Source organism: Microcystis sp. LEGE 00066 (assembly GCF_015207925.1).
Taxonomy (GTDB): Bacteria; Cyanobacteriota; Cyanobacteriia; order Cyanobacteriales; family Microcystaceae; genus Microcystis; species Microcystis ichthyoblabe_A.
Genome location: NZ_JADEVX010000009.1, coordinates 1 through 13,697 on the forward strand (window position 1 = coordinate 1; position 13,697 = coordinate 13,697).

Annotated in this window: 8 protein-coding genes and 2 pseudogenes; 2 read left to right on the top strand and 8 right to left on the bottom strand. The window is 40.1% G+C overall.

What is annotated here, in order from left to right; translation table 11 throughout:
* Positions 1–305: 305 nt before the first annotated feature.
* Complete coding sequence (locus IQ224_RS02505; protein ID WP_194032486.1) at positions 306–1,088, bottom strand: MBL fold metallo-hydrolase; 783 nt, start codon at positions 1,086–1,088, stop codon at positions 306–308.
* Positions 1,089–1,614: 526 nt separating this feature from the next.
* Between IQ224_RS02505 and gnd the strand changes: the two genes are divergently transcribed.
* The gene (gene gnd, locus IQ224_RS02510; protein ID WP_002741826.1) at positions 1,615–3,042 is read left to right on the top strand and encodes a decarboxylating NADP(+)-dependent phosphogluconate dehydrogenase; all 1,428 of its coding nucleotides are present in this window, start codon (positions 1,615–1,617) and stop codon (positions 3,040–3,042) included.
* Positions 3,043–3,179: 137 nt separating this feature from the next.
* On the opposite strand, the gene IQ224_RS02515 is transcribed toward gnd, so the two are convergent.
* From IQ224_RS02515 to IQ224_RS02545, 7 genes and pseudogenes are all read right to left on the bottom strand, one after another.
* Positions 3,180–4,841 carry a GUN4 domain-containing protein gene (locus IQ224_RS02515; RefSeq protein ID WP_051048452.1) on the bottom strand — a complete coding sequence of 554 codons (1,662 nt, stop codon included), beginning with the start codon at positions 4,839–4,841 and terminating at the stop codon, positions 3,180–3,182.
* A gap of 111 nt (positions 4,842–4,952) precedes the next feature.
* Positions 4,953–5,384 carry a hypothetical protein gene (locus IQ224_RS02520; RefSeq protein WP_002741828.1) on the bottom strand — a complete coding sequence of 144 codons (432 nt, stop codon included), beginning with the start codon at positions 5,382–5,384 and terminating at the stop codon, positions 4,953–4,955.
* A gap of 51 nt (positions 5,385–5,435) precedes the next feature.
* Positions 5,436–7,445 carry a phospholipase effector Tle1 domain-containing protein gene (locus IQ224_RS02525; RefSeq protein WP_002741829.1) on the bottom strand — a complete coding sequence of 670 codons (2,010 nt, stop codon included), beginning with the start codon at positions 7,443–7,445 and terminating at the stop codon, positions 5,436–5,438.
* Positions 7,446–7,755: 310 nt separating this feature from the next.
* On the bottom strand, positions 7,756–8,925 hold the full coding sequence (locus tag IQ224_RS02530; RefSeq protein WP_194032487.1) for a DUF6014 family protein: 1,170 nt from the start codon (positions 8,923–8,925) through the stop codon (positions 7,756–7,758).
* A 61-nt stretch (positions 8,926–8,986) separates the two neighbouring features.
* Positions 8,987–11,056: an ABC transporter ATP-binding protein/permease gene (locus IQ224_RS02535; protein ID WP_036399829.1), complete on the bottom strand. Its 2,070-nt coding sequence runs from the start codon at positions 11,054–11,056 to the stop codon at positions 8,987–8,989.
* Between the two features lie 79 nt (positions 11,057–11,135).
* Positions 11,136–11,396 (bottom strand): annotated as a pseudogene (locus IQ224_RS02540) (zinc ribbon domain-containing protein); the annotation flags it as partial.
* 148 nt (positions 11,397–11,544) lie between these two features.
* Positions 11,545–12,518, bottom strand: a pseudogene (locus IQ224_RS02545) (RNA-guided endonuclease InsQ/TnpB family protein); the annotation flags it as partial.
* Positions 12,519–13,038: 520 nt separating this feature from the next.
* Here IQ224_RS02545 and IQ224_RS02550 point away from each other — a divergent pair.
* Positions 13,039–13,692, top strand: a complete 654-nt coding sequence (locus IQ224_RS02550; protein ID WP_194032488.1) for a sulfotransferase family 2 domain-containing protein — start codon at positions 13,039–13,041, stop codon at positions 13,690–13,692.
* Positions 13,693–13,697: the final 5 nt, after the last annotated feature.

Consider the following 13,697-nt stretch of genomic DNA (forward strand, 5'->3'; position numbering starts at 1 on the left):
GTGGGGTTTTACCCATTTTACATCCAATATTCAAGAGAGCCAGTTTTTTCAAACAATTAATGTCATCTGTAGTCAGCAAAGATAAGTAGCTGGTTATAATTAAATTAAAAATGGATTTTAGGTTCGATCCCCCCTGCCCCCCTTGATAAGGGGGGTGCCGATCCCCCCTTAGTCCCCCCTTGATAAGGGGGGCGGGGGGATCTGAAAGTTTTTAATACCTATCTACTTATAACAAAAATTCTACTTTTTTAGATAAAAATCGGGAAGAAAGTTTTAACTTTTTTCTATTCTTCCCTTAACTTAGATTAGCTCAAACCAGGGACGCACTCGCCCAATTCCACTGTAAAAGGTTGCCAAGGACGAGGATCAATTACCTTTGTCGGCAAGTCATGGGATGTTAATAATTCTTGAAAAGATTCGGGACTACCCCCAGCACTTAACACCGCCATCAATAATCCTTTAAACTCGATATCACCACCGGCAGCGGTGGAAATAATATATTCGGGCTGCAAGCGTTGACAGACTGCTAAGGCGCTTTCTTGTCCTTTGATTACCGGTCCGAGGAAAGGTATTTTTAAGTCAATCAAAGGGGTGATAATCACGGAGATTTTACCAAGAGAATCGAGGCTAGGAGAATGATAACCGTGGGGTTCGTAGTAGATACTCTGATTTGTCGCTAATTCCTTGATAACATAACCATTTTCCACCAGAGTCGGCCCGACTGGAGAACCGGGGACAGCAGTAATTTCGATCGCATTGTCAAAGATATAACTAGAGCCGTGGGTTAAAGAAATGCGATGGGTATAATTGAGCGCTCGAACCACTTTTTCGGCATTGGGAGAAGCTACCACGGGAATTTGGCGATCGAGTACCTGTAAAGTAGGAGGATGAGCGTGATCTTCTAAACCTTGGGAAAGAAGAATCAGATCGATATTTTCGGGAATGGCATGATTAGCGGTTTTTTTACCCTCAAATAGCCAAGTTAAATTACCAAAAGTCAGGGAACCTACCAACCAGGGATCGAGAAGCAGGCGTTTTGCCCCGATTTCGATTAACCAAGAATTACTATCAAGCCAAGTTAACTGCATATAAGCCGAGGAATAATGGGGATTTTCTTAATTTAATTTAACATTAGCATTAACTTTTCTGCGCTTGGGGGTTTTTCAGTCATCAGTGAAAACACAGCACTGTTAATGCCATTTATAGCAGTTATCTTAATGGTGAGGTAGGAAGTCTCTGGTTTTAGGGAACGGGCAACAGTAGCCAGTCGTCTGGGGATGATACCAAATTAAGTAGCTGGTTATAATTAAATTAAAAATGGATTTTAGGTTCGATCCCCCCTGCCCCCCTTGATAAGGGGGGTGCCGATAGGCGGGGGAATCTGAAAGTTTTTAATACCTATCTACTTGGATTACACTTCATCTTGAGGAGAAACGCTGTAACACTCCTCACTTAATGCTGTTCACTGAAAACCCAAATCTGATCACTGATTACTGATTACTGATCACTGATCACTGATTAGTCAAGGCTTAAGAAATAGGGAAAGTTTAGCTATCTTAGGGAAAGTAGGCGCTAAAAGGGGAAGAAGAACGCATCAGCCGAGACTGAATTTCTATGACTAAACGTACCTTCGGTGTTATCGGACTAGCTGTCATGGGAGAAAATCTCGCTCTCAATGTGGAGAGTCGGGGTTTTCCCATCGCTGTTTACAATCGCACCGCCAGCAAAACTAAAGAATTTATGGAAACTCGCGCCGTCGGCAAAGATGTCAAGGCGGCCTATAGTTTAGAAGAATTCGTCCAAATTTTAGAGCGTCCCCGCAAAATTCTGGTCATGGTAAAAGCTGGCCCGCCGGTGGATGCCGTGATCGAACAATTAAAACCCCTTCTCGAAGAAGGAGATATGATTATCGATGGCGGTAACTCCCTCTATGAGGACACGGAAAGACGCACCCGGGACTTAGAATCGACCACTAAACTGGGTTTTGTCGGCATGGGAGTCAGTGGTGGCGAAGAAGGCGCTCTGCACGGTCCTTCCCTGATGCCGGGGGGTACAGAGTTCGCCTATCGGGAATTAGAGCCGATTTTAACCAAAATTGCCGCCCAAGTCGATGATGGTCCCTGTGTCACCTATGTGGGGTCCGGGGGGGCGGGCCATTATGTGAAAATGGTTCACAATGGCATCGAGTACGGCGATATGCAGTTAATTGCGGAAGCCTACGATGTACTGAAAAATGGTCTAGGACTAAGCAATCAGCAGTTACAGGAAACTTTCGCCGAGTGGAACCGCACCGATGAGCTTAATTCTTATTTAATTGAAATTACCGCCGATATCTTTAAGTGTGTTGACCCGGAAACCGGTCATCATCTGGTAGATTTAATCTTGGATTCGGCGGGACAAAAGGGAACAGGACGCTGGACAGTGTTAAGTTCCTTGGAGTTGGGGGTGCCAATTCCGACCATTTATGCTGCGGTTAATGCTCGCGTGATGTCCGCTTATAAGGATGAACGGGTGGCAGCCGCAAAAGAGTTACCCGGACCTGGGGAAACCTATCCGGGGGATGCGGCACTATTTGTGGATAAGGTGCGTGATGCTCTTTACTGCTCGAAAATGTGTTCCTATGCCCAGGGTATGGCTTTAATCGCTAAAGCTTCTCAGGAGTTTAACTATAATATCAGTCTGCCGGAATCGGCCCGGATTTGGAAGGGCGGCTGTATTATTCGGGCTAGTTTCTTGGATAAAATTCGCAAAGCTTTTGCGGAAAATCCGGGGCTGCCGAATTTGTTGTTAGCACCGGAATTTAAGCAAAGTATCCTCGATCGCCAAGAAGCTTGGCGTGAGGTGTTAGTCTTAGCTAATAAGTTGGGAATTCCCGTTCCGGCTTTTAGTTCTTCTTTGGACTATTTTGATAGTTATCGTCGGGCCAATTTACCGCAAAATCTCACCCAAGCACAACGGGATTATTTTGGCGCTCATACCTATGAACGTACCGATAAACCCAGAGGTGAGTTTTTCCATACGGAATGGATGACTGAATCCTAAAGCTATCTAATATTTTCTCCTCTTTTTATTTCCAGTAAAAAGGGGAGATTTTTTTGCGATATTTTTCTGATTAAGAGTTAACTATAGGTCAAGAAATTGGTAGGGATACCAAATCAGTTTTTAATGGGATAATGGCTTTAAAAGTCAGACAGAGGAATAATTCCACAGGCTTGAATTTTGCTGAAAACGAGGTGAAGTTGCCACAATAACCAATTGCCAACTCTCCAGAAAGCCACGGAGTTTTGATGATCAGAAACCTCCGCAGATGGATCACCAAGATTTTCCTCAAAAATCAACCAATGAACCGGTAAATGACCGAGGGGAGAATTCGGCTCTAATTGAAAGTTTAGTTGCTCATAATTGAGCCATTTACCTTCCTTCCGCCAACCTAGGCGATCGCCAAGTTTCTTTTGGGTTTCATAATCCACTAAACCACCGAGACTAGAGAAAATAGCCTGCTGAATACTAAACCCGAAATGACCATTACTATAATGCAGCCAAAGTTGATCAATTTTTTTCAGTTCCGAACAAGGTAATTGAGCAATATCTTGAGGATAAACCTCATTCCAGTAGGTTCTACCCAAAATTTTTAATAGTAGTTTGGTTGTTTGGCGATCAGCCGCTTGCCACTGTTGCTTTCTTAGCAAATCTTGTAATTGATTATAATCAAGATCGCCCGATTCTTGAGTTAAGATATTTGGGGAAGTCGGGGGATTTTTAGAACTAGAAGATTTGTCAAGATTGTTTTGAGTGAATTGAGAGACAACTATTGCTAGGGGAGTTTTTGGGATAGCGTCTTTTTGACAAGCCTCTTGTTCTGCTAAATGATCAGATAATTTATTGATGGTTTTTTCTAGGGAAATGAATTGTGCTGACCATTCACTTTCATTGAATAAGTAATCATTAAATTGATCAGAGGAAAAAGCCTCTTTTAACCTTGCTTCTTTCTCGTAACCAGTCGCTAGAAAATTTAGCAAAAACTCAGAACTTATGCTGGAATCTGACGTTTCTAAGAGATCAGGCTGAGGTTGAAAAATATTGTCTACCAAATACTTAATTTCTCCAACCGTTGAATAAAATTCTTCGTCCACCTTAATGACTTCTTCTATTAATAATTGAAAAGGAGCAAAATAGTCCTGTAGGTAGTTTTCAAAATTAATCGCATTTTGGGCAAGATCAGCAATTTCTTGGCGAACTCGTTGAGATTTGAGTTGATAATGATTTAATTCCTCATAAATTTTGAGTTCTTGAATAATTGCTTGCACAATTTTTTTCTGCTTTTGAGTATCCTCGGCTAATTTCTGAACTCCTTCCCCTAGTAATTTAGTTTTTCTCAACATCAAAAAAGATGTTTTTCCCAGTAGCAAAATTGCCCGAAAATTTTCCTGTTTTTCTAGCTTGAGTTGATTGAGAATATTTTGATTATTATTATTTTTAATCTCTAACTTTATTCTCTCGTAGTCTAAGATTTTTAATTCTTGATATTTTTGGGAAAATAAAATTTTGAGATTGTCACTGAGTTGGAGTAAAAAACGATAATATCCGTCTTGATAGATTTCTAGCCCGTTAATTAATAAATTATAGTCTTTAATTAATAACTGAGTCTCAATCAAGATTTCTTGTTGAGTAATTTTTTCTTTTCGTTTAATAATCTTACCAAAATAGTAATGGTAGCGAACTCCTTCTTGAATTAATTTCCGACGTTCCTTGATGATTTTCTGAAAATTCTTTAAGTATCTATTTTTAAAAACAGGAAGTTGATAGCTTTGCTCATAAATGGCAATTTTTTTATAGGTCATCAGATGTGGAGAGTTCCTATTTAGCATAGCTATCTTAGACCCAAAAATTCCTCAGTACTTAGCAATAATCACCCGCTGCTCCCAGCTATTACAAGAGGGAGCAATACCTAATTAAACATTTTCAACTTCAACAACAACTGGTTCATTTTCAACAACTGGTTCCTTTTCAATAACAACTGTTTGAGGACTTTCAGGAGTTTGCTCAGTTACCGTTTCTTGCTGCTTTACTGTCTGTTCTTGATGGTCAGTCAAGTGTTTTTTGGTTTTTAATTTCAGGTCATCAGTCAGAGGTAAAGCATCAATTTCAGCCAAAAGTGTTTCCAGGGATTCTTTTTTACTTCGCTCAGTGTAAAAAGCATTCAGAACCGCTTCAATTCCGTACTGAGCGATCGCATCTCCTAGGACAGTAACCAACCCCATCGCTCCAATACCCATAAAAACTACAAAGGGTTGTCCGAGGGTTAGAATTAGCACGATGACAGCAATAACAGCCGAAGCTAAATAAGCACCTGCCACTTTTTTGATAATGTTATCGAGTTCCATAAAAATCACCTCAAATTTCTAGCGAAGGATTAGTTTAATTCTAAAGCAAGGTTAATCTATGTGTTGATCGCCGTCAAGTAAAGCTTGAAGAAAAGGTTCAAGACTTTTGGGACGATAATCGGAAAAAGCCTTTAATCGTTTTACCACACTGTGATGAACAGTGACAACTTTTGTATTGAAATATCGCCATTGCTCACCTCCCAAGGACGACAATCCCTTAAGCGTATTATCGAACTTGATGGTGGGGTCTAGTTTAATTGGGAATTCCTCAAATTCAGAGGTGGTTGAGTCAAACTCTAATCCCAATTTTTTGGCTTGATTAATCATCCATTGTAAGGGGTAGTCGGAAAGTCCTTGATATTCTTTTTTGCCACCACCTAGACAGGTATGTTCACCGACAAATAAAACTTCTTTGACAACTTGTTCAGGATTTTCGGGGTTGGCTTTGATCGGAGTGGAAGGGAAGTTTTTCCGTTTTTCATCAATGGCAACAGCATGAAAAGCATTTTGGATAATCGGACTTAATTTTGTGTTACTAAATTCATATTTTTTATGATAAAACTTAGCTAGGGGAAACCAAGGAGTTAAATCAGGAATACCAAAATGACCAACTGTATCCCAACAACCTAACATCTTGATTGGAATACGATCTTGAAAATCTTCCTTTTCTGTCTCAATTTTTTTAGCATTAGCGGCACGAAATTGTTGAGCTTTGGCACTATCGAAACTAACGTTGTGGTCTCGATAGAGTTGATAAGCTAGGGGAATTTCTTTAATCTTAGAGCGTTTTAGGATTCCACATTTATCGATAAAACTAGCCAAACAACGAACGATATATGCTCCGCGACTAAAACCTAACAAATAAATTTCATCCTCGCTTTTGGGATTGTAGTTAAGGACAAGAAAACGATAGGCATCTTGAATCATCCGATCGAGTCCCCAGCCAAAAGTTTCATTCCCTAAACTTTTAATAAATTCGTTATCTTCGGCGCTGCCAGAACCTGACAAAAAGACGATTTGAGGGGTTTGATCCTCGGCAATATACTTAATAGATTCGGCGAATTTAACCACGTTGGTGGGGTAAGCACTGCCAGAGTTTTCCCAAGAACCATCACAACAAATAATTAACCGTTTTTTCTGGTTTGAATAAGTCAGTATATCCGGTTGAGAAATTGCCGTTTTAGTAATCTCCTCAATTTCATTACTGGCAAGAGCAGCTTCTGCGGCAATTATAATTGATTCTGAATTATATTCCGGGGAAGGTTCTTGATTTTCTGCTGGAGCATCCTGTTCAACCACTTCTTCTTCAAGGGAGTTAAAAATTTCGTTGACCATTGTTATCCTTTTCGCACTCCTTCTAGCTTTACTGCTAGTCTGAGTTTTTGATTTAGGGATCGAGGTCGGTTTAGAGGGAATACTATCTAGTTGCCAGGTTGTCCCATAAAGAATACCATGATTGCTATAACTTGTTTGATCCTCGGCACTGCCGTTGAGTGATAAATAAGTGACTAGGCCAAGGTCATCAACTAAGGGAGATTGATACATCGTTTTTTGGATTTCTTCTTGGCTACGCGCTTGATTCCAAAGAGAAAATTCGGCGAGACAACCTTGCCAATAATGGGAGAGATTAACAGAGGCTCCCAAGATGATTTTTTCAATCCCCGTTAAGGCACGGTTATGACCGTTCCCACGATGCCAAATGATCCCATTACGATAGATCAACATTCGGCCTGTGGTCGCATTTTTGACAAAGGCCCAATGAGTCCAATCACTATAATCCTTAAGCTTGACCTTTTTTTCAATTCGATCGAAACCTTCTTCATTTCCCGCATCCCAAAAAATTGCAGGTTTCACGGGATCACCCCAAGGCAGGGTAATATGTAGAACGCGGTTATTTTCCCGATTAACAGCTTCTAAAAGAGTCGTTTCTGTAGCTAAATTATTTTCCCCTTTTGCCCAAAATGTAATGGTAATACTCTGATCGATGTCAAGAAATCCGTGGGATAGATCAATATGATCATCGATGCCATTAAATTTTAGTACAGAGCGTTGTTCAGCCATTGGTTTTGTCACCGACCGGGGGAGAAAGAGGTAATCAGGGTTTCAGGGATTCTGACTAATAAGAGACTGATCTATTTGTCGTGATTCCCCAGAATGCTACCCCCTAGTTTAACACATTTTAGTTATCTAACGATATATATATAAATAAATGTGTAGGAGTCAACGACTAATATTCCCAGGCCGGCACTTGCTGTGGACAGAAACTCAGAGGAGTTGACCCCAATCCCTATCGCCATCAATAGGCTTTGGTGGGATGCAGATGGCTGACTGACATCCCTCCCCGGGCCGGTTAACAGCAAACCCTAGGTACTTATTGTAACTCTGACCAAATTCCGCGGCAGCGCTCTACAATTAGTCCCTGGAAAATTAATTGGGTTGCGGGATGAATCTCTACTTTATACAGAGCAAAAAGACCTGTTGGACTATTTAGATTTAACTCCCTTCGCGTTAGAGATAATGCTTTTGTTCGGTGCATTTCCACCGCTTTTAGTAAGCCTGGATAACTAACATTACGCAGGGACAATTGACCATTTTTTGTGAGATAAATAGCATCATTTTGCAAGAGATATTCCAAACTGATCAAACTAGCGTGGACATCCACATCTTTTTCTAAACCCCCTAAACGGTGAGCATCTAAACCGAAGCGAATGCAGAAATTAACAGCGACTAATTTTCCCGCTTCTTCGGCAGGTAAAGCACAATCGGCAAATTCAAAGCCTAAACTATCTGAGCGCCACTCCTCGACTCCAGCATAGGTATAGTTTTGAAACAGTTTATTTTTGAGTTTCAAGTCAAATCCTAACCCACTAGCATGACCCGCTTCATGGAATTGGGTATCGAGATGGCGATAGCGTTCACCATTAATTTGATCCTCTAGGGGTCCTAATAGTAAATCGGCCGTTTCTGGCTCAAAAATTTTTCGGATACATTCGTAGCTAGAACCAGAAAAGCGTCTTTTTTGCTCACTGGCATTATTTAAAGCTGGCCCCTGAACACTATCGGGAAAAGTCCACCTATGGGGAACGATAAAAGCCTCCCCCTTTTCACCTTTAATCGTGCCACAACTAGCAATTTCAGTAAAGGATAAATTTCTGGGAATCGGTTGTCTTAGACTGCCAAATTTTTCACGAGTCAAGCTTTCTAGTTGTTCGATAGAAGGTTGACTATTTTGGTGAATTTTTCCGTAAATCGCACTCAAAGTGAGTTGTCGTTCTCCCTGACGATTGATGCGATAGGGAGCAATCATCAGAAAATAACCATTTTTCCCGATAAAATTCAAATTAATGAAATCTTCTGATAGAATGCTCCAGTCGTTGGTTTCCAAAGCTGCTGCTGTTTTCCAGAGCCATTGAGCCGGAATTTCACAGCTATCTGCTTCCTGTTGACGCAGTTTTTTCGCCGCAATTGCAATTTTATTTTGCTCGATATCTTGGACGATTTCTTGAAAGAACTGTTGTTGATTGACTAGGGTTTGATTCATTTTTTTGGGAGCTAAGTTGGTGTAATGGTTTAAAGTTGTTTTTTGACCCGTTTCTCATCGGCTAAACTCTTAGCCATTTTAAGATTTTAGGGTCTTTGTCATAGCGATAGGTCAGTCCATCTTTACCCGTAATTGATTTTCCCTGACTGGCTTTGCTTCTAATGCTACTAAGAGAATAGTCGCTTAATTCCTTCATTTGTGCATGGGAAAGTCCTTCTAGGGGTTCTGTTAAGATTGTTGTCATTGGCGATTCGGGGGGTGGTTCCCCGGCAGAATTGATTTTAGGATTGACCTCGGTTTCCTGATTCGGTAAATCTTCGAGTCTAGCTTGAGAATTATCCACAGAAATATTAATAATTTCTTTTGCTTTTTGTCGGCGATATTCCTCCACTGTCAGCAGTTGCCAATGGGAATTACTAGAGAGTTCTAAAACCCATTGATGATAGTTAAAGAGACTTTCCCGATGTCCGACACTAATAAAAGTTGTGTGAGTTTTCTGCAATTGCCGATATAAATTTTCTTCATTGTTTAAGTCCAAAGCACTTGTGGCTTCATCGAGGATAGTAAAACTGGGACGGGTAATCAATACCCTAGCAAAAGCCAAACGTTGTTGTTCTCCCAGGGACAAAATGTTTTCCCAAGGCTCTTCTGTATCAAAGCTATCGACTCGATTTAGTAAGTTTTGGAGATTGACTTCTTGCAAAACTTCCCTCAATTTTATCTCATTGGTTTCTTGATTGCGATTGGGATAAAGTAACTGTTCTCGCAAGGTTCCTAATATTATATAGGGACGTTGGGGCAGAAACAATACTTCTTCTAGGGGGGGACGAACTAATCGGCCGGTTCCGGCATTCCATAAACCAGCAATTGCGCGTAGCAAAGAACTTTTACCCCGACCACTCGGACCGACAATTAATAAACCTTGTCCAGGCTGAACAGAAAGGGAGAGGTTTTCGACAATTACCTGTTCATAATCAGGAGTTTGCAAGGTGACATCTTCAAAGGAAAATTGGGTTTCTTCGATAGTTGTAATCGTGCTTAAATTTTCCGGTTGTTTAATGACTTCTTCTAAGGCTTGGGAAAATTGCGATAGACGTTCAACATAACTGCTAAATTGTGCCGAAGTGCCAAATTCATTAATTAATTCCGCCAGTGCCGTAGCAAACAAATTAGCCGCTAAACAGGCTTGTCCGACCTGTCCGAAACTAATGCCCTCACTATTGATATACAAAGGACCCAAAATGACAAAAGTAAATACTTGAATTGCCGCCTGATAGCCCCGACGAAAAATTTCTGTACCTCTCTCCCAATCAATTTTACGTTTAGCACTGTCTAAGAGTTTATTAAATCGCCGCTGAATAATATTTAATTCCTGATTTTCTCCCTCAAAGAAAGCGATAGACTCCGCATGATTACGAATGTGGGTTAGAGCATAATTATAGTTAGCTTTAAGTTCTAATTCTTCTTGAGTAATTTTATTTAAGGCTTGATTAAAATAGATAGCAATGACGTTACCGAGAATTGTCCAAACGACTAAAATAATGGCGACAGAGGAAGAAATTGACCAGAGAATCACTAAAAAAGTGATCATATCTAGGACATTTTCTAGGGAAACTGCAAAAAAGGAGAGTGCTTTACTGGTAATCGGCTCAATTTCCTGGGATAAACGCTGATCTGGGTTATCGATATCGGATTTAAAATTAATTCTGTAATAGGCGCGATTATGCAAATATTTTGTGAGAATCCAGTCATTGAGCCAAGCATACCAATCGAGGGCGATTCTTTTCCTGAGAAATTTAAGCAAGCCAACTAAAATGGTGACAAAAAGCAGTCCAACCGCAAAAACTACCAAAGTTTTGACAAATTTATCAAAATCACTTTTTTCAAGAATGACATCAACTAAGTAATTACTAACAAAGCTATTGAAGGCATTTAATCCTACAACTCCTAGGATTGCCCCGATTAGTAGGATGAGCATTGCCCAAGCTTTCATCACATCAGAAAAAGCCCTTCCCCCCGACTCGGTAGGATACCAATAGGGAGCAGCGATCAGCTTGACACTGTGCCAAAATTTGCTGACATCGGAGATAATATTAGTCGTCGATCGATCTTGAGGGACTTTGGCGGACATATAGCACTTATATTTGAGTTGTGGACATTTTGCCGGATTGACATCCTCACCGCCGTAAACGGACGGTGATTCCCAAACCTCACGATTTGGGTTTCTGCTTCTTTCCCTTGCGGGGTTCCGCACCTGCCTTAACAGATTTACTCTGTTCTGGTCTTATAGTCGCTCTACAGACTGACACCGCAAGCCCTACGGCCAAAATGTTTTTACTAGCGTTAACATCTCGGTCATGGTGAGTCCCACAGTCTGGACAGTCCCACTCTCGAACATTTAACGGCAGATCTTTAACAATATACCCACAATTACTACACCGCTTAGAACTAGGAAACCATCTATCTATTTCGGCTCTTCGTTACTTGTTATGGTTCGATAGGGGGGCATAAATCAACAAAATCTTTATCTGGTAAGGGATTTAATTGATTAGTTCGTTTTAGATAAAAAACAATTGATAAAAATCGCCCAATGTCTTTCTCTATAAGGGTTCCATCCCTTATAACTCCCGTCTATTGCATAAGACAAACCGAAGAACCTCTATTTCGATGTAATTTCTCCCATACCAACGGCATTTATAGGCTAATTGTCGGGTGATTTCTCCCCAGCTTACATCAGATATTGCCTGAGATAATTTCGGGTTTTTGACCATATTCTTGACAGCTAAATTCTCAACCACAATCGTTTGGTTTTCACGAACTAATTGAGTGGTTAGCTTATGTAAATGGTCTTTTCTGTTATCGGTGATTTGAGCGTGAATTCTGGCTACTCTGATTCTTGCCTTTTCTCGATTCTTTGAGCCTTTCTGTTTTCTAGAAAGGCTTTTTTGTGCCTTTCGCAGTCTCCGATAATGCTTTTTAAAATGCTTAGGATTAGATACTTTATCGCCATCGCTGGTAATCACGAGGCTACTAATTCCTAAGTCAATTCCGATGGCTTTATCTGTTACTGGTAATGGCTTAATTGTTGGGTCATCAAATCTTATTGAAATATGCCAACGTCCAGACGGATGTAATCTGACTGTTACTGTGCTTGGTTCACAGCTTTCTGGGATTTGTCTTGACCATCGAATAGGTAAAGGTTCTGTGCATTTAGCTAAATAGATTTGTTTGTCTTTAAATTTAAAAGCAGACTTGGTAAATTCGGCACTTCCTCCTTGATGTTTTTTCTTAAAGTTAGGATACTTAGTACGACCAGCAAAGAAGTTAGTGAAAGCTGTTTGTAAATGTCTTAACCCTTGTTGTAAAGGTACACAGCTTACTTCATTGAGAAAGTTTAATTCTTCTTGTTTTTTCCAATCGGTTAGCATTGAAGAAGTTTGAACATATCCTACTCTTTCTTGCTTTTCATACCAAGCTTGTGTTCGTTCGTGGAGAGCTTTATTGTAAACCAATCTTACACAGCCCAATGTGCGCCGCAATAGCGACTCTTGTTCTGGTGTTGGGTAAAATCGGTAAGAATAGGCTTTTTCCATATCTCGCATTCTAGCATATATCGTGTAAATGCGCTAATATTTAACAGGAAAGCCGTCGTAGAACGACGGGGTTTTAGACCCAAATTTTCGATGATTTTAGATTTTGCTTGGATTGGCGGAGTTAATCCTGAGGTTGTCTGTTGGGTTCTAGTTTCATGAGAAACCCTCCCCTGTGTAGAAGCCCATTGGCGAAAATCTAAGGCTCCCCGACAATTTTAAGGTTATTGTGCTTGAGTTGTGCTAACATAATCCCGTGCTTCTTTAACCCTCGTTATCTTACTACAAGTGACCGTTGTTTTGATAGCAAAAGCTAGTAAGCGCTTCTCAGACTACCACATATTAGCGAATTTCGTTGACTATGACAAAAATTTTTTTTCTTTTCCATGACAAGTTTTTTTCTCTGTGATATGATGTCAGGGTAGGAGGGACGGAGATGATCCGCCCGTGCTGCTTGCTACCCTTAGCTTCTTGTTTTGCTTTTCTCAACTTTGTCTTTCTGTCGCCTTTAACAGACTAACCCATGCCAGTAATACCAGCCTTTGCTAATCAGAAAATAGAGTTTACAGATATACTATATATTCCCTATTATGTCGGTGAACAAGTTAAACTTTTGCGCCAACGCTATTTTGGCAACGTTGTCTTTATTCATATTAATAAGACAGGTGGCAGAAGTATTGAGAAATCTCTAAATTTACCTTTTGAGCATAAAACTGCTTTAGAAAAAATTGACGAAATGGGCAAACAAAGGTGGGAGCGAGTATATAAATTTACAAGTGTTAGAAATCCTTGGGACAAAGTTATTTCTCACTTTCATTATCGTGTTGAGACCAATCAGACAAATTTAAGGACAAAACCAATAAAATTTAAAGAGTGGGTTAAGTTGACCTACGGGAATAAAGATTCTTTCTATTATGACATCCCTAAAATGTTTATGCCTCAGTTGGATTGGATTACAGATCATGAAGGGAAAATTTTAGTAGATTTTATCTGCCGTTTTGAAAATCTTAATAACGACTTCAGTGTCCTATGTGAAAAACTTGGTAGAAATGCGACTTTACCTCATATTAATTCCTCAAAACATGGCAACTACCGTGAATATTACGATGATGATACTATTGAGATTATCGCAAAATCCTTTAGCAGAGATATAGAGAAATTTGGCTATAAATTTTGATATAT